The sequence below is a fragment of the Marinoscillum pacificum genome, from assembly GCF_024714495.1.
GTDB classification, from domain to species: Bacteria; Bacteroidota; Bacteroidia; order Cytophagales; family Cyclobacteriaceae; genus Marinoscillum; species Marinoscillum pacificum.
Genome location: NZ_JAMZMJ010000009.1, coordinates 64,508 through 89,026 on the forward strand (window position 1 = coordinate 64,508; position 24,519 = coordinate 89,026).

A 24,519-nucleotide genomic window follows, 5' to 3' on the forward strand; every position below is an offset into this window, starting at 1 on the left:
GACACCTCGAAGATTTTAGAAAGAAACGAATTAATTCATGTCACTAGCAACATTAAATCGACAGCAACACGAATTGGCCAAAGCGGCATCTCAGGTAGAAATATTGGATGACAATGAATCCATCGGCATTCCTACATTCAAGGAAAAGCTTGAGCCGATCGGATTATTTCCTCTGAAACCTACTGGAGTAGACATATTCCAGATCAATGTAGGCAAGATGTGCAATCAGGTTTGCAAGCACTGTCACGTAGATGCTGGTCCTGATCGTAAAGAGATCATGACTCGCGAAACGATGCAGCAAATACTGGACACGATCAGAGGAACAGATGTGCAGACTGTAGATTTAACAGGTGGTGCACCAGAGATGAATCCAGACTTCCGATGGTTCGTAGAAGAAATCTCAGCAATGGGCAAGTCAGTCATCGTGCGTTGTAACCTGACTATTATTGTTGCGAATCCAAAATACAATGATCTTCCTGAGTTTTATAAAAAACATAAGATTCAGGTAGTGTCTTCCCTACCCTACTTTGCAGCTAGAAGAACAGATGCTCAGCGTGGTGAAGGGGTTTTTGAAAAGTCGATCAAGGCCCTAAAAATGCTCAATGAAGTAGGTTATGGTATGCCGGATACCGGACTAAAACTGGACTTGGTTTACAATCCTTCCGGAGCATTTCTTCCAGGCGATCAAATGGAGCTTCAAGCTGAATTCAAAAGCAAGCTTCGAGAACTATATGACATTGAGTTCAACGAACTGTATGCCATCACGAACTTACCAATCAGTCGATTCCTGGATTATCTGAGAAACACCGACAATTATGAAGACTACATGCATGAATTGGTGAATGCCTTCAATCCGGCCGCTGCAGCTGGTGTGATGTGTAGAAACACGATCAGTGTGAGCTGGGATGGTTATCTCTACGACTGTGATTTCAACCAGATGCTGGATATGAAATTGGAGAATACCGCTACTCATATCTCTGAGTTTGACTGGAACACGGTGAATGATCGCCCAATCAGAATAAGTCAGCATTGCTTTGGCTGTACGGCTGGTGCTGGATCTAGCTGTGGCGGAGCGACTACTTAGTTAATTGGGGATGAGGAATTGAGAATTTTGAACTCTTTCACTTTTCTATAGAATATACCATTGAGCAGTGAAAGACTTAAAAAAGGCGCAAATCTAGATTTGCGCCTTTCACATTTCAAAACAGCAGGGAAAAATCCGAGTTCTTCGGGATTTGCAATCCCGAAGAAACGAGTAACAGGATTTAAAATTCAACACTCTGAAAACCGGATTAAAAACCCGAATTAGCCATCCTGGTAATTACTCTACACCAATATTCCAGATCTTGTCATAGCCCATTTCTATTTCCTTAGCTCTCAACGCAGCTATACCAGACTGCATGGCCATCAGGATCGTTTCATGACTACATACTCTTAGCAATTCTTCTTTGCTAGTTTTAAGCAAGTCTCCGTTGAATGGCTCTCCTGTAGTTCTTACCACATAGCCATCTACATACTTACCCTGCTTGCTATTGTTGTTTTCATCCCTTCCAGAGATGCTCAATGTGAATTTTGGAATCAGCACCACATTACCTTCTTTATTTCCTGCGACTTGAAGCTCGATGTGCATCGACATCAAACCATCCAACTCCCCGGCAGCTTTCATCATGTTGACTTTCGGATTATCAGCTGTTTGATTACTAGAAATACTTCCAAACACTTCAAAGATTCCCTCTGGATTTACTCTTTGAGTTCCTTTGTAGCTCATCGCCACTTTAGACTTGTTCAATTCTTCGTTGACAGGGAAAAGCGATGCATATTGCGGAGTGTTGACTACATCTTCCACAGGAACAAAATCGATCTCATAATTCTCTGCAAAGAAAGTTGCTACGTCTTTATAAATACGATCCATGACATATTCCCAGTGCTCTGCTGGCAACTGAGGGAATTCGTAAGTCGTAGTGGTGGTGGTTGTCTGTGTATACTTTGTATCACCTACAGTCCAGGATCTTTCTGAAGTCTCAGATTCTTGCTTGAAAGTGCTCGCACTCATGGTAAAAGACACCAATCCAAATTTAGAAGCTTTGGAGAACGGAATTCCTGTGGTAGCATTAGGCTTGTAAAACTCATATCCTAGGGTTTTATCTTCTGTCCTTGCTCTCACTTTAAGAGACGCCATAATTCCTTCGTCTTGCTTACCTTTTACGATCACAGGAATAGATGTATAAGAAACCGTCTTTAATTCAGATGTTGGGATTTCACCAGGATTTTGATCCGCGCCATATTTGTCTTTTCCGGTGATCACTTCTCTTTCTATAATCAAGAAATTCTCCCCTTTGTTAAACTGACCTGCATTAAGCTGGCCAGCAATTTCTGGGTTCGCTAAAGATTCCTTAGGAATAGTTACTTTCTGATTACCTGGTTTGGCCACTACAAACTCTGCAAAGTGGTTCAAAGCTCTTGCCCCCATTACATCGGTAATCAACGAAACGCGCACTCTTGTTCCTTCAGAACCTTCAGGATTGTAATACTCCAATTCGATATCCTCCGCCAAATCTAAGATTGGCAAGAACTGCTCACCGTTTACTGTTAAAATCTCTATTTCGGGAGTTGGATGTAGTGTAAACGATGCTTCATCACCTGTTGTCGTTTTGATTTTCACCTCCACAGGTTCAACCGGTGGAATAGCAAACCTGGTCAAATAAGACCCCATTCCCACATATTCCATTGGCTTACCTTCGCAAGTCACTTCTCCTTGAATTTCATAAAGTCCCATCCCTTCTTGTTTGAAGAAAGTGATAGATGCCATGTAATCACCCTCATAGGTTCCTTTAGGAAAATACTTTGCCTCGGATGTGGCAATCTCTGGAGGATAAACACTGCAGATATAGCCAGCTTTTACAGATACTTCGGCCAGATCATCAGACTTGCCTGTCATCAGGTTACCAGTCAAATTCCCGATTTTTTCCCCAATATTCATTTTGGGCATTTTGAACTTCTTCTTTTCTTTTTCATCCTGAGCAGAAAGGCTAAACAGGCAAAAGAAAAACAGTGTGATTGCGGCTATCTTCTTCATGGTTTCTTTTTTATTAGCAATTTAGAAGTAGCCTTTCAGAGGTTCAATCACGTCCAACACGTGATTCGCATACCGTCTTCAGGGTATATTTAGAAATCACTTATGCCCCCAGCGGGCTACATATCCTCTGGAGTCAATATGCACAAAGGCCGGATGTCTTGAATTGCGACCATAGAGACCAAGTCCTCCAATAAATGGCTTGTACCAACTTTCTTTCTGCAACCCATTCACCAAATTGAAGAGCACTCTGGCATCGCTCTTGTTACTTTTACCATCACCATTTAGATCATCCATCTGACCATCGCCATCTTCATCAATGTAGACATCACATGAATCCCCAAACACATGCCGGCTGAATTGCACATTGCCAATAGCTTTATTGTATTGAGGAGTTCTGTATCCGCTCATGATCTCCAAACCAGTACATTCATAGCCGGCCAGGTTTATTTGCTCGATGACCATTTCGAGTTTCAATAGCTGTCGCTGACTCATTACTACATACTTTGGATAGCCACCTACCTGCTTACATTTAAAATCTTGTAGGACAAAATGAGGCGACACCATAGTATTCTTGTTTTTATCAGTGATCTCCACAAACCCTTTAGGCTTGGCATATATCGGGTTATCACTATTTGGATACTGTCCAATGTAATAATCATTCAGTTTTCCGCCCTTCATGTCGCTGTATGGATACATTACGAAGCAATTGACGATAATGCTGTCCATCACATTCTTATTCTTGACCACCAGTACGTCGATGGCACCTTTCTTTTCCGGGGCTCGATATTTCCATTCATCAGCGGAAACAGTTTTTATACCACCAATAGAAACATAGGCTTCGTAAGCAGCCGGTTCAATATCCATCAAAGCTTCAACCTCAATTTCCTGACCCGGCAGTAAGAAAACTGAAAAATATGCATGCGGAGACACCTCATCTCCTAGTTTCAAACTAAAAGAAGGAACGGGCTCCTGAGCATAAACCAGAAAGCCTGTCAATATAAATACATTAGTCAGCCAAAGTCGTATATTTTTCAAAGTTCGATTCACTATCATATTCATAAATATCTTTTCTAAACTGCACCAGACCAGTTTCATCACCCCATGCAGACCGATACACCAGATATACAGGTAGCTTTTCTGACAACAGTACCGTTTTTGGTTCTTTCTGATTCATGGCTTCAGCAATAGCCTCTTCATCCCATCCTTTCAAATCTTTGAGTAAGTAAGCAGCAAGCTTGTCTGGATACTCTAATCTTATACACCCATGACTAAAGGCTCGTTCACTTCTGTTAAATAAATAATCAGATGGAGTGTCATGCAGGTAAATATTGACCGAATTCGGCATGATGAATTTCACCAAACCCAATGCGTTAGATGGTCCCGGATCCTGCACCACACGGTAAGTAATTGTTTCTGGATTGACACTGTTCCAATCTATTTTGTCCGACTCCAGTGGCTCGGAATCCTCCTGCCAGTCTGGATACAATTTATAACCTCTCTTGATCAAATATTGGTTATCTGCACGAAGCTTAGGTAGGATTTCATCACGTACAATCCCAGGCGGAACAGTCCAAGTAGGACTAAAAACAATGTATTCCAAATCTTCTCTAAAAATTGGTGTTTGCGACGCTTCCTTACCCACGATCGTACGCATGGAAAGAGTGTTTTTTCCTTTCTCAAAGATGTTGAGGTAATAATCAGGAATATTGACAATTATGTACTTGTCTCCTAAGTCTTCGGGCAACCAGCGCATTCGTTCCAGATTTAGCTTCAGCATGTCTATTTTACGTGAAATTGGGATATTGTAAGCAGCAATTGTTGCCTTACCAATAACTCCATCTGGCTCCAAACCATGTCGTCTCTGAAAATTTACAACTCCGGCCACAAAAACAGAATCAAAATCCTTGGTGACCAAAGCATCTTTAGCAAGATCTCCTGTCTGCATAAACCGGTTGGCCATCTTCAGTACATAGACGCTGGTGTCACCCATTTCCAGACTCAAGTCCTCTGGAAGGGGATCCCAATCAATGATTTCCTTCTCTAGTGTTTTGTATTTGGATAATGCAGCTACAGTCTGATAGTAAGCTGGCTCCTGAGGAGTCAACAAATCAATCGCTTTAGAAACGCTGTTATTCGCACAAATAGGAGCAACAGCAATCTGTGGCCCCACTTCCAAACCGGACAAAGTTCTAGGAGGAACAGACCCGTTTGCCATATGATAGGCATATGTCATGTAAGCAATGGTCATTCGCACATCAAGTACAGCCAGTGCCAAATTATTTGGATTTCGTTTTTCATAAACCTGCTTTCGAAGGTTGATTAACTTAAACACATCGTACGACTGAGGATTCAATCCATGCGAGCGGGCATTCAGAAACAAGTTGAGTAATTCATCAAATTCCTTAGTCGTTGATTTTTCACCTACCCAAACAACCGAAGTATTTTTTAATTGATAAAAATGAAGCACTTCCTCCTTTATCTGATAAGCATTGTACAAATCGCGAACGTGCCGGGCAGTTTCTATTGTATCTAAAACCGTAGCCAGATAATCAGACACATCAGCTGTAGCTGTTTTGTCAATTGGAACTGGAGTAAAATCCTGATCAAAAGTATCTGTTTCATAAGTTGCTAAATCAATGGAGGAAATCTCCAAAGTACCCAAAGTAGGTTTACATGCCACCATCAACACATAAATGAGTGGTATATATAAAGTTTGTCTAAGTTTTTTCATACGTGATTATTTAAGCTGTGGTACCATTCAGAACCGCACAACCCACCAGTTGTTTGAAATGAATTGAAGCTTTCATCACTATATCCATCCAGAAAGTACCACTAACAGCAAATTTTTACCTCCTGTGTTTTAGGCGTGTCTCTTACCTATCCAACACACCAATGACTCAATCTAAAACCCTATTTTTGGAGTAGCACAAACTATATATCATGAGAAAAGCACTTTTCCTGCTAATGCTAATTCCAGCACTTAGCTATGCTCAAGACCATACAGAAATGGTCAAAAAAATCTATGATCATCAACTCACACAAAGCCCAGTTTATGAAAACTTACGCTACTTGTGTAAAGAGATAGGACCAAGACTAAGTGGCTCTCCACAAGCAGCCGCTGCAGTAGAATACACTCGCCAATTGATGATGGACTATGGATTCGACACTGTATACCTTCAGCCAGTAATGGTTCCTCATTGGGTACGAGGACAAAAGGAAATCACCAGAGTGACTAATTCTGACATAAAAGGTGCTTTTGAATTGAATTCTATTGCGCTTGGAAACTCCGTTGGAACAGGAGCTGAAGGCGTGCATGCTGAGGTAATCGAAGTAAAAAGCATAGAAGAAGTGAACAAGCTAGGCAAAGCTGTAGCTGGTAAAATTGTCTTCTACAATGGCGAGATGGACCCAACGAAGGTAAATACTTTCGCTGCTTATGGATCTGCTGTAGTGCAAAGAGCTTATGGAGCATCAGAAGCAGCTAAGAACGGTGCCAAAGCCGTTGTGATCAGATCTATGACCAACAGAAGAGATGATATTCCACATACAGGATCATTGGTTTATAAACCTTTGATGCCAAAGATTCCAGCGGTAGCCATCAGCACCAATGATGCGGACGAGCTAAGCAAATTATTGGCTAAGCAAAAAGGATTGAAAATCTACATGGAAACACATTGTGAGATGAAGGAAGACATTCTTTCCTATAATGTGATTGGAGAAATCAAAGGATCTCAATATCCTGAAGAGATCATCACAGTTGGTGGACACCTGGACTCATGGGATGTGGGAGAAGGTGCTCATGATGATGGAGGCGGATGTATGATGTCTATCGAAGTAGGACGCACATTCATCGAGATGGGAATCCAACCCAAAAGAACGCTACGTGTAGTAATGTTTATGAATGAAGAAAACGGTCTTCGCGGAGGAACCGAATATGCACGTGTAGCTGAAGAAAAAGGCGAAAAGCATATTGCAGCCTTGGAATCTGATTCAGGTTCTTTCGGTCCAATGGGATTCTCGAGCATGGGCAAAGAAGAGCAGCGCAAAAAAGTACAAGGTTGGGCGAAGTACTTCACTCCATATCATGTGTGGAGTTTTGAGCGTGTAGGAAGTGGTGCAGATATTAGCCCACTAGAAAGTCAGGGAGTTTTCCTAATGGAAATGGAGCCAAATCCACAGAAATATTTCAACTATCACCACACCAATGCGGATACTTTTGAAGCAGTGGACAAGAGAGAGTTGGAGCTTGGAGCTGCTACCATGACGAGTATGATCTACTTGATCGATCAGGAAGGAATATAATTCAATTGGTTTAAGATAAATGTGAAAGCCGGGTGATGCCCGGCTTTCTTGCTTATTCAACTACCAAAAACTCTATATCAACAAACCACTCTTCCCCATCTTTATAAGGAGTAGGTGTTGGTACGATATTAATTCCTTCATTTTTAAGATTAAGTGTAGCCGCTATAAGTTTACTCCTGTTGAACAAGTCACCTGGCTTTACATCAATAAATGATTGCACATAATTCAAATCCGACAACCCTTGATCATCAACAGTGCAAACGCGGTTGATATAAACATCTTGTCCCTCATAAACATCAAAAGTCAGAGCCACCATACCATTATCCAATTCTTTTATTTCTGGTTCTACTCTGAAGAATAAATACCCCAGATCCATGTATAATGATGCAACATCCTTATCATCTAGTGATACAAAAGCTAAACGTTTATTTAAATCTTCCTCCATATAAACATCACCAGGCTTCAAACCAAGTTGTGCAGTCAATTCAGCATCCGAGTAAAGCTCATTACCTTCCCACTTAATGCTATTAATAACAGGCCCTGAAAGACTTACCTCTTCTGCATGCATGGTTTCAACTTCTTGAGTACAGGAGGAGAATATAAGACCTGCTAATAGTAAAACAGGCAACGCAAGAGCATATCTCCATAAGCTCTGTGCATTTGATTTTTGTGTGTTAATCATCATGATACGTTTTTTTAAATTTTGTTTAGAAAATGAATGGGTAATGCCTTGACTGGACGAACTACAAGCAAGAGAAAGCATCAACCGAGAGTATTGATCCACATCATGGCTTATAGCCATAGTCGCTTCATCAGCTTGATACTCATGAATCAGCCGTAAGTCTGACTTGATAAAATAAATGAATGGATTGAACCAACAAACAGCTGAAACCAGCTCCATTAGGATCAGGTCATAAGTATGTTTATGATCCACATGTGCCTTTTCATGAGATAAGATTAATGCTTGTGATTGTTCATCAATGGCCTGAAGACATGAAACAAAGATCCATTTCCCAAAGGAGAAAAAACGGGTACTTTGGGGAATGTAAATCAATTGAACTCCTGACTTCATATCCACTTCATTGTTACGAACCAATCTCAACACCTTACTAATTGAAAGAATTATTCGAATAATGAAATAGAGAACACCAATAAGATAGATCGAAAATATCACCACTGGAATTAATGAGAACCAATTGTAGGAAGACTCAACGCTCTCCGATGAGTGAGAGACCTCATTAGTTGATTCCGACCAATCCCAAGTGTATAATTCAGCCGGAGCAGCGGCATTATAAATCGGAATCTCCAATACAGGAATGAGGAATGAAACCAAGACAGTGGCAACCAGATACACTCTACTCCATTGAAAAGATGACAGCTTTTGAAAGAATAATCGATATACCAACCAAAACAAGAAATGGCAACATGCCACCTCTAACAAATAGATAAACCAACTCATGATTGATCCTTTTTGTATTGATCAATCAATTCTGAAATCTCTTTGATATCCTTTTCAGAGAGTTCATCCTCCTCTGCCATAAAGGAAACGACATTGTTCAAAGACCCACCAAAGAAATTCTTCACAAGGTCTTTAACTACATGTTTTTTGTACTTGATGCGAGAGACTATAGGAAAGTATTCATGAGTCTTCCCATAAGCCTTATGACTCACATAACCTTTGGTTTCAAGAATTCTAATGATAGATGAGATGGTCGTGTAAGGTGGCTTTGGCTCCGGATACATCTCCAAAACATCATTCACAAAGCCTTTTTCAATCTCCCAAAGAATCTCCAGAGTGGTTAATTCTCGTTGTGTAAGTTCTTTCATAGATTAAAGATATAACGCAACATTGAGTTAATCAACTTAACTATGCGTTATTTAACGTTAACTTACGTTAAAACCAGAAGTTAGACCATAAAAATGCCCTCAGAAACATCAGAGGGCATTCTAAAATCTTCAGGATAACCTGATACAAATTTTATATTGTAAAATATTCTTTAATGACTATGTGAACTCTCAACGTTTCCACCATTTAGGTTATAGTTTCCTCGCAAAACCACTTCCCTCCCATTGATTAGCTCCAGAGGTCCGAATATCGCCACATTTTTGCCATCATCATGTCCCACTTCTAATTGAACCTTCTTAAACCCCTCATTGGAATTGGTAAAAGCAAAGGAGTTTTCACCTTCTTTCAAAATTTCCGTTGATGGTAGCACCAAAGAAGAATCAACCTGATAGATGATTTTCCCAAAAACCACTGAATTAATCGCTACATCTGGAAAATCCTCAGCTGGATGCACGTGAATATTGGCAGATAGAGTCTCTCTATTAAGTTGTGAATTCACCAAAAACACTTCTCCACCATACTCCTGTGTTTCTCCAGGAAGTCTCAAGAATACTTTCATCCCCTTTTTTACTTTTCTTAAGTCTTGTTGGTATACCTGGAGTTCTACATGCTCATGTTCATGATTTAGAATACTCAAAATAGGCTCAGACGTATTGACATGTTCACCAGTTTTTAAAAACAAATCTGTGATCATTCCCTCAATTGGCGCTCTTAATGGTAAAGTCTGACTTACTGACTCAGAAGTAATCGAATAGGCGTTGATTCCCAATCGGTTCAAGTCAGCTTCAATAGCCCTAAGTTCAGCTTCAGCAGCTATTTGGTCACTCACTAGTTGCTCATAATTTCTCTGAGAAACCGTTTTACCATCCAGCAACTCTGATTTTCGAACTACATCCTTCTGTACAAACTCAAGATGTGATCTGGCTGACAAATAGTTCTTCTGCAATTCAGCTACCGACGGGTGCGTCAGATAACCAAGGACTTGCCCTTTCTTCACCTTGTCGCCTGGCAACACCAATACTCGAGACAGGTAAGCCTCTATTGGAGCCGATAATTTAATGGAATGATTCGGTGGAACATCCACATTTCCTGTTGAAGAAATGGTATGATAAACAACTCCCTTCGGAAGTTTACCCACCTCTATATGGTTGTACGCCAATTGCTCTTTAGTGAGCTTTAGCGCTGCATTCTCCTCATGTACCTCCTCAGTTGGAGCCTCTGATTGGCCACATCTCAGGACCAGGAGTCCTGCAATGATGATATATATGAAATTTTTCATGTCTTTAATTTCTATAATGGAATAGCTTATTCCGTGTAGTAGTTAAGTTCAATAAGTGTTTTGAGGTACAGGCTTTGAGTTGCTAATGCACTTCTTAGTCCTTCGTAGCTCTGATTGACCACATTGATAAAATCGAATGCATCTAACTCTCCAGCATCTAAAGCGACCTGCGCTTGTTGTACCAATACATCTAGCTGATCTGCGGAACTCTCTTGTGCCAATACAAAATCGTCCTGAATCAAACTTAGAGCTGCCAGGCATTTACTAAGCGATTGCTGAAGCTGTCGCATCTGCATATCATTTTGTACTTCCACCTGATCCAAAGCCACTTTTCGCTCCTGCACTCTGGCACTTTGTGGACGGAACCACAATGGAACTGATGCTCCAAACTGGACGCCTTGAAAACCAGAAACACCCTCGAGCTGCTGATTAAAGTAACCGACACTTAATCCCGGGAAATAGCCAAGTTTTTCTGTTTTCAATTGCTTAGATGCCAGAGTTTCGTGCTGATCCAACAGCTGATAGAAAACCGCGCTCAAAACCGTATCGCCACTCGTAAGAAGTGCTGGCAATTCTTGAGGCAATGAAAGTTCTTGCCTTCCCATTGTTGTCATCTCTACTAAGTATTGACTTGTGAGCTCAAAATCAACTTTAGCCTGAGCTACCTGATTCCGCAAATTGCTGTATTGCTGACTTAGGTAAGAAACCTCTAGCAAACTTTTATCCCCAGCTTCCACAGCCTTTTCACTACTTCCTACCACTTCTTTGTAAAGCTCAAGCTGTGATTGAAGTGATTGAAAAGCAAGTCCAGCCTTTACCCAATCGACATACGCCGAAGAAACTTCCATTTTCACCCAGCGCTTGTTCATTTCCTGATTCATCTCAGCGAGCTCAACAGCCATGCTTGCCGTTTTGCCACTAGAAATAGCCTTTGGAATATTACCCAGAGACTGAGTAATGGAAATATTGTAATCATTCACTCCAGCATTGATCTCGCCATACTGGACATTCACACCAAGATTACCCGGATCATATGATTGTTTTTTCAAAGCTGATTGCTTCTGTACTTCCAGGTCAGCCATTTTCACGGCACCATAGTTGGATAGTGCTTTTTGCTGAACTTCTTCCAGACTCGTTGGAGTTTGAGCATTCGTTGTAAAACCTAGTCCACATAACAATACAATGATCATTGCAGCTTTATTCATTCCGAACTTCTTATGATACACCATATTGTAAACCACTGGCAGCACAATCAAAGTCAGTAAGGTAGAAGTAACTAATCCGCCAATAACCACAGTTGCCAAAGGACGTTGCACTTCAGCTCCTGCAGTTGTAGAAATCGCCATTGGCAGGAATCCAAGTGCCGCAACTGATGCAGTCATTACAACCGGACGCATACGTACCATTCCTCCTTTTACAACCAGCTCTTTCAAAGTAATTTCTCCTTCTTCCTGAAGCTGATGATAGTATTGAATCAATACAATTCCATTGAGTACCGAGACACCAAACAAAGCAATGAATCCAACTCCCGCGGAAATACTAAATGGCATGTCTCGAATCCAAAGCGCCAAAACCCCTCCAATTGCTGAGAATGGAACTGCTAGGAAAATTATTAATGAATCGATGATGTTGTGGAATGTGAAATACAACAAAACCACAATGGACAACAACGCCAATGGAACCGCTAGCTGAAGTCTTGCCGTTGCTTTCTCAAGATTTTCAAACTGACCTCCAAACTCCATCACATATCCAGCAGGCATCTTTAGTTCAGCACCAAGTTTTTGTTTCAACTCTTCTACCAAACTAGCTACGTCTCTATTTCTCACATTAACTCCTACACTTATTCGTCTTTTTGCCTGATCTCTCGATATCTGAAGTGGACTTTGAGTTGAAATAACCGAAGCTACCTGTGACATAGGAATCAACTTTCCATGCATGGTCTCTACCCAAAGACCTCCAAGATTGAAATCATTTCTGAAATTTTCATTGTATCGAACCACGAGATCAAACTGGCGTTCATTCTCAAAAATCTGACCAACGGCATAACCCGCATAGGCTGCTTCCACCGTTCTGTTAAGATCTGCAACATTCACTCCATATTGCGCCATCATTTGACGATCATAGGTGATCTTGTATTGGGGAAGTCCTTCTGTTTGATCCACTTTTACATCCCCCACACCGTTCACATCTTGAATGATTTGACCGGTTTTATTAGCCAAGCCGGCCAATGTTTCCAGATTCTCACCAAATATCTGAATGGCGACATCTGTCTTTGCCCCGGTAACCAATTCATTGAACCGTAACTGAATCGGCTGAGTGAAGTCAAAGGAAGCACCAACAATGATTGATAACTTCTCTTTCATCAATGCCACCAGATCTTCACGATTGTCAGCCATAATCCACTCATCTTTTTCTTTCATGATGAGCATGATATCGGCATTCTCAACCGACATTGGATCTGTAGGAACCTCTGCCGTACCAATTTTGGACACAACATGCTCAACCTCTGGGAAGTTCTCTTTCAGTATCTTCTCCGCTGCAGTGGTGGTCTTTATACTTTGAGTCAATGAACTACCTGACTGGATGGTCATCTGCATGGCCATGTCTCCTTCTTCCAGATTAGGAATGAACTCTCCTCCCATTCTTGAAAAAAGAATTACAGATGCCAATAAGGCTGCAACAGCAAAGGCAATGACCAAACCAGGCACTCTCATTGCAAAGTTGAGAGTTGGTCTATACATATTTCGAAGGCCATCAACTATTTTATCGGAGAACGTTTTGTGTTCCTTGATATCCTTTTTCAGGAAAATAGAAGCCATCACCGGCACATAAGTCAATGAAAGGATCATTGCTCCCAGAATCGCAAAACTCACAGTGAACGCCATTGGGCGGAACATCTTTCCTTCGGTACCTACTAAAGTCATGATTGGCACAAAAACCACTAGAATAATCAACACCCCAAATGCTGCCGAGTTATAGATTTTACCTGAAGTCTTGATTACGGCATCATCCATTTCATCTTGAGTGAGCTTCCTACCTACATAGTTGGTATACAAAACATGCAGCACTGATTCTACAATAATCACCGCTCCATCCACTACAATTCCGAAATCCAGCGCTCCCAAAGACATCAAGTTGGCTGAAACACCGAAATAGCGCATTAGCATAAACGCAAACAGCATAGAAAGTGGGATCACAGAAGCTACGATCAATCCTCCACGGATATTACCCAGAAGCAACACCAACACGAAGATTACGATGATTCCTCCTTCAATAAGATTTTTCTCTACGGTACTAATTGCTCGACTAATCAAAGAAGATCGATCAAGATATGGTTCTATTTTCACTCCTTGAGGAAGAGATGACTGAATTTCAGCCACACGGTCCTGCACATTGGCTATAGCCGCCGAAGAATTACTCTCTTTCAACATGAGTGTGATACCTCCTACCACTTCACCTTTTCCATCCATGGTCATGGCTCCATAGCGTTTTGGGCTTCCCAATTTCACTACAGCAATATCACGAACGTATACAGGCAACTCACCATTCTGGGTAACCAAAACCTGCTCTATATCCTCTTTTGTTTGAAGTCTTCCAAATGTTCGGATATAGAATGAATTGGTTCCTTTTTCCTGATAGCTACCTCCGGAGTTTTCATTATTCACTTCCAGCGCACTAATCAACTGTGACATGGAAACACCTAATGAAAACATTCTTTCTGAGTTGATAGAAACTTCGTATTGTTTGACCAACCCTCCGAAGCTACTCACTTCAATAATTCCGGGGATACCTGCTAATTGACGCTTCACGATCCAATCCTGAATGGTTCGAAGATCCATGATATTGTATAGATCTTCATATTCTGGATCAACTGTCAGCGTATACTGGTAAATCTCTCCCAATCCGGTGGTAATTGGCATCAACTCCGGTTTTCCAAGTCCATCAGGGATACTAACTACCGACAGCTGTTCACGCACATACTGTCGTGAATCCAATGTCGGCATATCCTCTTCAAAAACTACGGTAATAACGGACAAGCCATATCTGGAAATCGAACGAATCTCCTCTACACCGGGTAGGTTAGAAATACTCGACTCTATGGGAAAGGTAATAAGCTGCTCTACCTCTTCAGCAGCCAGTGTAGGTGATACGGTCACCACCTGCACTTGATTGTTGGTAATATCTGGAACGGCATCCAATGGTATTCCACGCATGGAATAAACTCCACCGATGACAATCAGTAGTACCAACAAAAAAACAACGAGCTTATTCTCAACGGAATAAGCGATGATTTTTTGAAACATCAATTTTCACTTTAATAATTCGATACTTGTACATGGTGCCAGAGGCACGCGATAAATCAAACTAAAAAGTGAAGGGGGAGCCCGTAAAGTATGGGTAGTAGATAAGTATTGGTGATTGATTGGTAAAGAAACCTCATAGGATTCGGGTTTCTCAGATTGAATCTCAACAAACTCAAAGTCTAGCTCAATAATAGAAAGGACAATCAGATCTGTATTCAAATCTGGCTGAAAATCGGCTATTTCAAATTCTTCCAGGTGATTAAACCCTAGATCGAATTGAAAAACATCACTCAGCAAATTGCTAGGACATTGATGCTGTTGAGCAACAGATAGGCGTTCCCTCGCGCTCTCGTGATGGTGCGGAGTTACAGAATGCAACAGCAACATCAAGAGCGGTATCCACAGAAAGATATGTACACCTTTTTTACTCATGATCTCACAAATTTACGAAGAACATGAGAAATGGTTGGTAACGAGTGTTACAGCTTAGATAAATAAATAGACTAGAAATAAAATAATCAAAAGTATTGCCACCCATTTATAGCCAGGACTAAAGTCGGTAAACTCATAGCCACAGATGGGACACTCCTTGCTTTTAGCATCCACTTCCATTGCACAGGATGGGCATTCTTTCTTTTTCATTCTACAATATTCTCCTAAAAAAATTCACCCTCCCGAGTACTCGAAAGGGTGAAAATTGATCCTTATAATTTATTTTAATTTTCTGTATTTGATACGCGTTGGACCGGTATCTCCCAGTCGCTTCTTACGGTTTTCTTCATATTCAGTGAAGTTTCCTTCAAACCAATACACTTGAGAATCTCCTTCGTAAGCCAATATGTGTGTACAAATTCTATCCAGGAACCATCTGTCGTGACTGATTACCACAGCACATCCACCAAAGTTTTCCAATGCTTCCTCTAGCGCTCTTAGCGTGTTTACATCCAGGTCGTTGGTAGGCTCATCCAATAAAATCAGGTTAGCTCCCTCTTTCAATGTAATTGCCAAATGAACTCTGTTTCGCTCACCACCTGATAGTACTCCTACTTTTTTGGTTTGATCGGATCCTGAGAAATTGAACTTACTCACATAAGCACGAGCATTCATTTCTTTTTCTCCAAGCTTAATGTTCTCGTTTCCTCCAGTAATTGCCTGGAAAACAGAATCATCAGCTTTCAGGTCATTATGCTCTTGATCTACATAGGCCATTTTCACTGTTGGTCCTACTTCGAAGGTTCCTGTGTCAGGTTTTTCCTTCCCTGTAATCAAGTTGAATAAAGTGGTTTTACCAGCACCATTTGGACCGATCACCCCTACGATACCACCTTGAGGAAGATTAAAAGACAAGTTTTCAAATAAGAGCTTATCACCATATGATTTAGAAACATTCTCTACCTCGATCACTTTGGCACCAAGTCTTGGCCCAGCAGGAATGTAAAGCTCAAGTTGGTTCTCTTTCTCCTTACCTTCTTCTCCTACAAGCTTATCATAAGCAGAAAGTCTAGCTTTACTCTTCGCATGACGACCTTTTGGTGTCATCTTCACCCACTCCAACTCTCTTTCGAGTGTTTTCTGACGCTTAGACTCAGTCTTTTCTTCTTGCTTTAGTCTTTTCTGCTTTTGATCCAACCAGCTAGAGTAGTTTCCTTTCCATGGAATACCTTCACCTCTATCTAGTTCCAAAATCCATCCAGCTACATTATCAAGGAAGTATCTATCGTGAGTTACGGCGATTACTGTACCTTGATATTGCTGCAAGTGTTGCTCCAACCAATGTACTGACTCAGCATCAAGGTGGTTAGTAGGCTCATCCAGAAGCAATACATCTGGCTCTTGCAACAATAAACGACAAAGCGCCACACGTCTTTTCTCACCACCCGACAGGTTTTTGATCACTGCATCTTCTGGTGGCGTACGCAAAGCATCCATTGCACGCTCCAACTTGTTATCTAGATCCCAGGCACCTACCTGATCTAGTTTTTCCTGAACTTCTCCTTGCTTCTCGATAAGCTTATTCATCTTATCTGGATCCTCAAGAATCTCTGGCTCAGAAAATTTCAGATTGATTTCATCGTATTGTTTTAGCAAATCGGTAATCTCCGATACAGCTTCACTAATTACTTCTTTTACGGTTTTATCAGGATCTAATTGTGGCTCTTGCTCCAATAATCCAACACTATATCCAGGCGAAAAAACCACTTCTCCCTGATATTCCTGATCGATTCCGGCAATAATCCTCAATAAAGAAGACTTTCCTGAACCATTTAAACCCAACACTCCTATCTTCGCACCGTAGAAGAAGGAGAGATAGATATTTTTAAGTACTTGTTTCTGTGGCGGGTATATCTTGTTTACCCCTGCCATTGAAAAGATTATTTTTTCGTCTGACATTTTTGGTTAATTTCAAAATCGGAAGTCGAAGTTAACTTATTTATCTCATCGATCGGAATATAAGACTAATAGAATAAGTTGTGAGCGAAAAGGAAATACCTTTCGGTAATATTAAGGATGACAAAATTTTTCTAAATGCCTGGGGAGAACACCCTGAACGGCAAATTGGAGAGGTTAGAGAAGACGAAGAATCTTCGGTAGCCTACTTCGTAGAAAAATATGAAGAGCTGGTTAAAAAGATCAATGACCTGGAAAAGGAAATTGAGGAATCCGTTAACAAAGGTTCTTTTTTAATGAAATTGAAGCATTTGAAATCTCAACTATCAGAACATGATGGATTAGGAGATTACATTGTTTTAGAAGAACGACTTACCAAGCAGGAAGCACTTCTTGAGGACATCATTCTAAAGAACAGAGAGCGAAACTCTGAGATCAAAAAGAGTCTTCTAGAGGAAATAAGAACTGCGGCTGACAAAATTAACTGGAAAGAGGCCACTCTCGAAATTCACGATATCAAGGCTCGTTGGATCAAAACGGGTAACCCAAAAGAAGATGAGCAAGAACAGCTAGAAGAAGACTTTTGGGGAGTTATTGAAGCCTTTTTTGAAAAGAAAAAAGAGTTTTACGAAGACAAGAAGCGTCTTGGGGAACTTCGCAAAAAGGAATATGAAGAAATCATTGAGCGTACTAAAACGCTAGAGAATCTTCATGGCAAAGCGAAGTTTGACAAGATTGGAGAACTGAAAGAGGCTTGGAAAGAAGTTGGTAACATTCCTAAGGAAGAATACACTGAGCTTTTGAAAATCTTCAACAATCGATTGAAGCCTAAGAGACCGAGAGTATCATCTCACAGTCAGCCTGCAATGGACATCAAGCCAGTCCTTGCTGACTTAGACAAGTTCATAGATGGTTCTGAGAACTACAATTTCAAAAAATTGGATGAGATCAAAAATTCATTGAAGAATTACAGACCTCATGACTTTGATGGCAAAAACGCAAAAAAAGAAGCGTTCACCAAAGTCCAGTTATTGATGGAACGTGACTTTATAGACAAGCTTGCCAATAAGCGTTTCAACAATTTCAGAGAACTTGAAAAAGCAAAAAAACGTCAAATCAGAATCGGAATTCTAGAAGAATTGATCAGTCGTGATCAAACTGATTTGGAAAAATATCAAGAAAATTCAGCCAACTTCTCTTCATCAGGGAATGGCGGGTTAGGTTTCATTGAAAAAAAATTAGCTCAGCAAGAGGCCAAAATCAGAACGAAAAGGCAGCTTTTGAAGCTCATGAAAGAAGAAAAGTGAAATTTTTTCTTAAAAATGAAACAAAAAAATTGTGTTTTACATTAAAGTGTAATATCTAATAGTGACGTGAGCAAAATAAAAGTTTGATTTCTCACTAGAAAAACTATTTTTGCACGAAATTTTTAAAAGGCAGAAGAATATGTATTGGACATTAGAATTGGCTTCTTATTTAGAAGACGCACCATGGCCAGCCACCAAAGATGAGTTAATTGATTTCTCAATCCGTTCTGGAGCACCGCTAGAGGTGGTAGAAAATCTTCAGGAACTAGAAGACGATGGGCAGCCTTATGAAAACATAGAAGAAATCTGGCCGGATTATCCAACAAAGGAGGACTTCTTTTTCAACGAGGACGAATATTAATTTCGCCACCCGTATTATAAGAAACTGACACTAACCCTGATCTTCTGCATCAGGGTTTTTTATTTTTTCAATAATGCTTCAGCTAGAATCAGATCTTCAGGAGTAGTAATCTTGATATTGCGGTAGTCACCTGACACCACTTCTACTTGTTTACCACTTGCTTCATAGACAGAAGCATCATCGGTAAACAGTGGTGACTCTTCCTGCGCAAATGCCTGTTTAATCAATTCGACTCGAAATGTCTGTGGCGTCTGTACAGCATAGTACAAGGACCGATCTCTTGCTACAGTACCGCCATCACCTTTCTCACGTATAGAATCCTTTAGCGGGACCATTACCACTCCACTACCTTTAGCCTCTGCCAGCTCAAAAGAAGATCTTATTACTTCCTTAGAGATCATTGGTCGAACCGCATCATGTATGGCCACCAAGCCATTATCCACCTGATTCAGACCTGATTTCACACTCTGAAAACGTGTAGCTCCACCAAAAGCGATTGAAACGTCTTGACTAGATAAGTACTTAGCCTTTAACTCCGTCCAGGTAGGAAGATGAGCTTCAGGAAGAACCAGTACAATATGGATGGAAGGGTCATAAGCAAGAAAAGCCTCAATGGTGTGTACCATTATAGGCTTTCCTAAAATTTCTATGAATTGTTTTGGGAGGGCTTGTTTCATTCTAGACCCACTACCTCCCGCTACTATGATTACATGCTTTCGCATTAAATAATCAACATTGCATCACCATAAGTGAAGAATCTATATTTTTCTTTGATAGCAGTCTGGTAAGCCTCCATGATCAAATCATATCCTCCAAATGCAGCAGCCATCATTAACAATGTAGACTCTGGCAAGTGGAAGTTAGTCACCAATGCATTACAGATTTTGAACTCGTATTGAGGGAAGATGAATTTATCAGTCCAACCTTCGTTTGGCTTCAATCTTCCACCAGCAGATACAGAAGACTCTAAAGTTCTCATTACCGTAGTACCTACAGAGATAACTTTTTTCTTCTCATCCAATGCCTGATTTACTCTATTAGAAGTTGATTCTGGCACGAAGTAGTTCTCAGAATCCATTTTATGCTTTGTCAAATCCTCAACATCTACAGGTCTGAAAGTTCCAAGACCAACGTGTAGTGTAATCGGATCGATATCTACACCTTTAATCTCTAAACGCTTCATTACCGCTTGAGTAAAGTGAAGACCTGCAGTTGGAGCAGCTACAGCACCTACATTTTGAGCATAGATCGTTTGGAAACGCTCTCTGTCTTCTGGCTCAGCCGCTCTCTTAATATTTTTTGGAAGTGGAGTTTCTCCTAAACGATCAATCATTTTGTAGAAATCCTCCTCATCACCATCAAATAAGAATCTGATGGTTCTTCCTCTAGATGTCGTATTGTCAATTACTTCAGCAACTAGTTCGCCTTCGCCGAAGTAAAGCTTATTTCCTACACGGATTTTACGAGCTGGATCTACCAAAACATCCCAAAGTTTCATCTCCTTGTTGAGCTCTCTCAAAAGAAAAACTTCAATTTTGGCACCCGTTTTCTCTTTGTTACCGTATAACCTCGCAGGGAATACTTTGGTATCATTGATTACCATCACATCCCCTTCATCAAAATAATCTACAATGTCTTTAAATATCTTGTGCTCTATTTCACCTGTATCTTTATGGATAACCATGAGACGCGATTCGTCCCGGTTTTCCGTTGGGTGTAGAGCAACATGACTAGATGGTAGATCAAATTTGAACGCAGATAATTTCATATCGTATGCTTGGATTAACCGATGGTATGTTATTTAAACAAGTCGGCAAAATTAGCAAATACTTTTGTTTTTATCGCATAAAAACCATATTTACCTTGCAGACTCACTAACCTAACGAACAAAACACATTGCTAGTTCTCAGATTAATCATAGAAAGTTTTCGATTTGCGTGGAACGCGCTTAGGATGAACCTACTTCGCACCACCCTTTCCTTACTTGGTGTTACCATTGGGATTTTTGCCATCATCGCAGTATTTACTCTGGTGGATTCGCTCGAAAAAAGCATTAAAGATTCTCTAAGCTTCCTCGGCACCAACAACATCAATGTTGAAAAATGGCCCTATGGGTTTGGTGGAGGTCCTTATCCCTGGTGGAAATACCTCCAAAGACCTTACCCTACTTATGACGAGTTTGAATTTCTCTCAGAAAATGTAAAACATGCGCAGGCCATAACCATTGCTGCCAGCAGAGGAGGAATTATCGCTAAGCAAGGAAGCTCCAGCTCTGTAGACCTTTCATTAGTTGGCACAGTGTACGAGCACCAAAATGTCTATGAAATCCCAATAAGCACAGGGCGTTATTTCACACCACAAGAAGCCGAAGCAGGCAGGAATGTAGTTGTATTAGGTAGCAGGCCAGCTAAAGAACTTTTCCCTACTGGGGAACCAATAGGACAGGACATTAAAATCAAAGGACTAAAATACCATGTTATAGGAGTCATCAAAGAAGAAGGAGAAAGTTTCATGGGCACTCCAAGTAATGACGACAACATTTATATGCCGTTCAAGTCCTTTACCAAAATATTTTATAGTGGAGCTCGTGGCGGTGTAGAACCATCCATTACGGTAAAGGGACTTGAATCAGACATTGGATTGGTAGAATTAGAATCCGAACTAAGAGGATTGATGCGAAAGAAACGATCACTCAAACCTAAAGAAGAAGACGACTTTGCGCTGAATAGACCGGAAGCAATTGCTAATTTCATAGGATCAACTTTTGATGTAATTGGATTCGCTGGAGGAATTATTGGAGGGTTCTCTATCCTGGTCGGTGGATTTGGTATTGCTAATATTATGTTCGTGTCTGTACGAGAACGAACCAATATTATCGGAATCCAGAAATCACTCGGAGCAAAGAATTACTTTATTCTTTTCCAGTTCTTGTTTGAGTCAGTTTTCTTAAGTGTGATCGGAGGTGGTTTCGGGATTATCCTCGTCTGGCTCCTCTCTTTCATCAATCTCGGGTCACTGGACTTAGTTCTAACCTTCTCCAATATTGCCTTGGGGTTAGGAGTATCAGCAGCCATCGGAATGGCATCAGGAATCATCCCGGCAGCAATGGCAGCTAGACTTGATCCCGTAATCGCCATCAGAACTCAGTAGAGAAAAGAAATTGGCAATATTAGGATTTTGATAATCCTAATATTGCCATCAAATAAAATACTATTTAGAGAATGGAGTGCGATACGAGAAATTCACTCTTACAGTATTTTTGGTTATTGTATTATAACAATGCAAGTCAGCAAAAGGGCCAATATCAACTTTATACCCACCTATACCTGAAGCTTTTACATCTGAAATCCCCATTTCTCTTTCTAAATAACAGGCAAAACTATTATTCATGAAAATCTTGCAATCCTCCCTTGGAAATTCTTCTGATCGAGTGTTAATCTGATCAAAAAGTAACTTTAGGTTTTCTTGAGCTGTCAATCTGAATCTTTTTATTTCTCAACGCCTAACTCATCAGGCACTTCTTCAGCTCCAGCGATTTTAGCCTTAATCTTCGCTTCCAGCTCTTCCATTAGCTCCGGATTGTCTTCAATCAACTGTTTCACGGCATCACGACCCTGACCAAGTTTACTATCATTGTAAGAGAACCAAGAACCTGATTTCTTAATTACATCGAGCTCTACTCCAATATCCAATACTTCTCCAGATTTGCTGATACCTTTTCCATACATGATGTCAAACTCAACTACTTTGAAAGGAGGAGCTACTTTGTTTTTCACCACTTTCACACGTGTACGGTTACCCAATACGTTATCGGCGCTCTCTTTGATCTGACCGATTCTTCTGATATCCAAACGAACCGAAGCGTAGAACTTCAAAGCATTACCACCAGTGGTTGTTTCAGGATTACCGAACATCACACCGATCTTCTCACGAAGCTGGTTAATGAAAATACATGCACATCCAGTTTTGTTAATTGCTCCAGTCAACTTTCTAAGAGCCTGAGACATCAAACGAGCCTGAAGACCCATTTTACTATCTCCCATCTCTCCTTCCAGTTCGCCTCTTGGAACCAATGCCGCCACAGAGTCAATTACTACAATATCCAAAGCTCCAGAACGAATCAAATGCTCTGCAATCTCCAAAGCTTGTTCACCATTATCTGGCTGAGAGATCAATAAGTTCTCCGTATCAATACCAAGCTTTTCAGCATAGCTCTTATCAAATGCATGTTCCGCATCAATAATCGCGGCAAGCCCACCTTTTTTCTGTGCTTCAGCAATACAGTGCATTGCCAGAGTAGTCTTACCAGAAGATTCCGGACCGTAAACTTCAATGATCCTACCTCTTGGTATTCCGCCTACTCCCAAGGCCATATCCAAACTCAAAGAACCGGTAGAAATGATCGGCACATCCAAAACTTTGTTGTCAGAAAGTTTCATGATGGTACCTTTACCATATGTTTTTTCCAGTTTATCTATGGTTATCTGGAGAGCCTTTAGTTTTTCACTCTTTTCAGCCATGCTTTATCTGTATTGTAATGTGAATTTCTGATTTTTAAACAAGTAACAAAGTTATCTTGATTAATACAATATAACCTTGAAAAGCTAAATATATTAGCAAATATATGTTGAAAAAAATTATTTTAGGGTGTTTGCTCATAATAATAGCATTATCTATCTGGAATTGGAAATGGCTAGAATATGGCTATATGCAGGCAAAAGGCCAGATACGTGTCATAGTTGAGGCTAAACCGATAGAAGAGTTTCTGGCAGACCCTAATTACCCTGATTCGCTCAAGCAAAAACTGTTACTTACTAAAGAGGTGAGAAAGTATGCCATAGACAGTCTTGGTTTGTATCAATCAGACAACTACACCAAGCTGTTCGATCAGGGAGGAAAAACATTGCTTTGGAATGTATCTGCTTCAGAACCATACGAATTAAAAGCATATCAATGGAATTATCCATTTCTGGGAAGCATGCCATACAAAGGATTCTTTGGTTTAGAAGAAGCCAAAAAGGAAGCCAAAAAACTTCAAGACGAAGGATATGACGTAAGAATCCGAACTGTTGGTGGATGGTCTACTCTTGGAATCCTTGAAGACCCACTATTGTCAAACATGCTGGAAAGAGGAGATGGCGAATTAGTTGAGGTAATTATCCATGAGCTCACGCATGCCACTATTTTCATCAAAGGAGAAATTGAATTCAATGAAAATCTCGCGAGCTTCATCGGAGAACGAGGCACCGAATTATTCCTGACCAGCCACTTTGGAGATAGTTCAGCACAACTAATGGAGTACATCCACTCAGAATCTGATTCTCGTGCGTTGACTCAAATTATTTTGAAAGGAGCACAATCATTAGACAGTCTTTATGGAACCTTTAGCGAAGATGATCCAACAGCTTTTAAAGATTCACTCAAGGCTCAGAGCATTTTGAATATAACTCGTCAACTAGATTCTGCGGATTTCTACAATCCCCGATATCACCAGATCTTTGAAAAAACTCAACCGAACAATGCATACTTCATGGCTTTTAGAAGGTATCACAACCAGGAAGATTCTATTCGATCCATTTATGAATCCTATAATTCCAATTTCAAAACCATGATTCAGGACTTAAAATCAAAGTATGGAAAGTGAGGGTTAGTTAAC

Annotated in this window: 18 protein-coding genes; 6 read left to right on the forward strand and 12 right to left on the reverse strand. The window is 40.5% G+C overall.

Features of this window, described 5'->3' with window-relative positions:
* Positions 1-37: 37 nt before the first annotated feature.
* Positions 38-1,084 carry an arsenosugar biosynthesis radical SAM (seleno)protein ArsS gene (gene arsS / locus NXS00_RS18475; protein ID WP_258100741.1) on the forward strand — a complete coding sequence of 349 codons (1,047 nt, stop codon included), beginning with the start codon at positions 38-40 and terminating at the stop codon, positions 1,082-1,084.
* A 237-nt stretch (positions 1,085-1,321) separates the two neighbouring features.
* Here the strand turns inward: arsS and NXS00_RS18480 are convergent, their stop codons facing one another.
* From NXS00_RS18480 to NXS00_RS18490, 3 genes are all read right to left on the reverse strand, one after another.
* A complete protein-coding gene (locus NXS00_RS18480; protein WP_258100742.1) occupies positions 1,322-3,076 on the reverse strand; it encodes a hypothetical protein in 1,755 nt (584 codons plus the stop codon).
* 96 nt (positions 3,077-3,172) lie between these two features.
* On the reverse strand, positions 3,173-4,111 hold the full coding sequence (locus tag NXS00_RS18485) for a D-Ala-D-Ala carboxypeptidase family metallohydrolase (protein WP_258100743.1): 939 nt from the start codon (positions 4,109-4,111) through the stop codon (positions 3,173-3,175).
* Complete coding sequence (locus tag NXS00_RS18490; protein WP_258100744.1) at positions 4,083-5,807, reverse strand: L,D-transpeptidase family protein; 1,725 nt, start codon at positions 5,805-5,807, stop codon at positions 4,083-4,085. Before NXS00_RS18490 ends, NXS00_RS18485 begins: the two co-directional genes overlap by 29 nt.
* Positions 5,808-6,016: 209 nt before the next feature.
* Between NXS00_RS18490 and NXS00_RS18495 the strand changes: the two genes are divergently transcribed.
* Positions 6,017-7,378 (forward strand): M28 family peptidase, encoded by a 1,362-nt coding sequence (locus tag NXS00_RS18495; RefSeq protein ID WP_258100745.1) that lies wholly within the window; start codon positions 6,017-6,019, stop codon positions 7,376-7,378.
* 52 nt (positions 7,379-7,430) lie between these two features.
* On the opposite strand, the gene NXS00_RS18500 is transcribed toward NXS00_RS18495, so the two are convergent.
* The 6 genes from NXS00_RS18500 to ettA all read right to left on the reverse strand — a co-directional run bounded on the left by NXS00_RS18500 (position 7,431) and on the right by ettA (position 17,198).
* Entirely contained in the window at positions 7,431-8,837 is a 1,407-nt protein-coding gene (locus NXS00_RS18500) for a POTRA domain-containing protein (RefSeq protein ID WP_258100746.1), read from the reverse strand.
* Positions 8,834-9,205: a BlaI/MecI/CopY family transcriptional regulator gene (locus NXS00_RS18505; RefSeq protein WP_258100747.1), complete on the reverse strand. Its 372-nt coding sequence runs from the start codon at positions 9,203-9,205 to the stop codon at positions 8,834-8,836. The genes NXS00_RS18500 and NXS00_RS18505 overlap by 4 nt, the downstream gene beginning before the upstream one ends.
* Before the next feature lie 170 nt (positions 9,206-9,375).
* Positions 9,376-10,503: an efflux RND transporter periplasmic adaptor subunit gene (locus NXS00_RS18510; RefSeq protein ID WP_258100748.1), complete on the reverse strand. Its 1,128-nt coding sequence runs from the start codon at positions 10,501-10,503 to the stop codon at positions 9,376-9,378.
* Positions 10,504-10,529: 26 nt separating this feature from the next.
* Positions 10,530-14,807, reverse strand: coding sequence for a CusA/CzcA family heavy metal efflux RND transporter (locus NXS00_RS18515; protein ID WP_258100749.1), 4,278 nt, complete (start codon positions 14,805-14,807; stop codon positions 10,530-10,532).
* Between the two features lie 6 nt (positions 14,808-14,813).
* On the reverse strand, positions 14,814-15,239 hold the full coding sequence (locus NXS00_RS18520; RefSeq protein ID WP_258100750.1) for a hypothetical protein: 426 nt from the start codon (positions 15,237-15,239) through the stop codon (positions 14,814-14,816).
* A 279-nt stretch (positions 15,240-15,518) separates the two neighbouring features.
* Positions 15,519-17,198, reverse strand: a complete 1,680-nt coding sequence (gene ettA / locus NXS00_RS18530; RefSeq protein WP_258100752.1) for an energy-dependent translational throttle protein EttA — start codon at positions 17,196-17,198, stop codon at positions 15,519-15,521.
* A gap of 80 nt (positions 17,199-17,278) precedes the next feature.
* Between ettA and NXS00_RS18535 the strand changes: the two genes are divergently transcribed.
* Positions 17,279-18,502, forward strand: coding sequence for a DUF349 domain-containing protein (locus NXS00_RS18535; protein WP_258100753.1), 1,224 nt, complete (start codon positions 17,279-17,281; stop codon positions 18,500-18,502).
* A 139-nt stretch (positions 18,503-18,641) separates the two neighbouring features.
* Positions 18,642-18,863 (forward strand): DUF2795 domain-containing protein, encoded by a 222-nt coding sequence (locus NXS00_RS18540; protein ID WP_090257868.1) that lies wholly within the window; start codon positions 18,642-18,644, stop codon positions 18,861-18,863.
* A 59-nt stretch (positions 18,864-18,922) separates the two neighbouring features.
* On the opposite strand, the gene NXS00_RS18545 is transcribed toward NXS00_RS18540, so the two are convergent.
* Positions 18,923-19,585, reverse strand: coding sequence for a 2-C-methyl-D-erythritol 4-phosphate cytidylyltransferase (locus tag NXS00_RS18545; protein ID WP_258100754.1), 663 nt, complete (start codon positions 19,583-19,585; stop codon positions 18,923-18,925).
* Entirely contained in the window at positions 19,585-20,631 is a 1,047-nt protein-coding gene (gene queA / locus NXS00_RS18550; RefSeq protein WP_258100755.1) for a tRNA preQ1(34) S-adenosylmethionine ribosyltransferase-isomerase QueA, read from the reverse strand. The genes NXS00_RS18545 and queA overlap by 1 nt, the downstream gene beginning before the upstream one ends.
* A 185-nt stretch (positions 20,632-20,816) precedes the next feature.
* Between queA and NXS00_RS18555 the strand changes: the two genes are divergently transcribed.
* Entirely contained in the window at positions 20,817-22,013 is a 1,197-nt protein-coding gene (locus NXS00_RS18555; protein ID WP_308709447.1) for an ABC transporter permease, read from the forward strand.
* A 338-nt stretch (positions 22,014-22,351) separates the two neighbouring features.
* Here NXS00_RS18555 and recA read toward each other — a convergent pair whose 3' ends face one another.
* Complete coding sequence (gene recA, locus NXS00_RS18560) at positions 22,352-23,383, reverse strand: recombinase RecA (RefSeq protein WP_258100757.1); 1,032 nt, start codon at positions 23,381-23,383, stop codon at positions 22,352-22,354.
* A 104-nt stretch (positions 23,384-23,487) separates the two neighbouring features.
* On the opposite strand from recA, the gene NXS00_RS18565 reads away from it, so the two are divergent.
* Positions 23,488-24,507: an aminopeptidase gene (locus NXS00_RS18565; protein ID WP_258100758.1), complete on the forward strand. Its 1,020-nt coding sequence runs from the start codon at positions 23,488-23,490 to the stop codon at positions 24,505-24,507.
* Positions 24,508-24,519 lie beyond the last annotated feature (12 nt).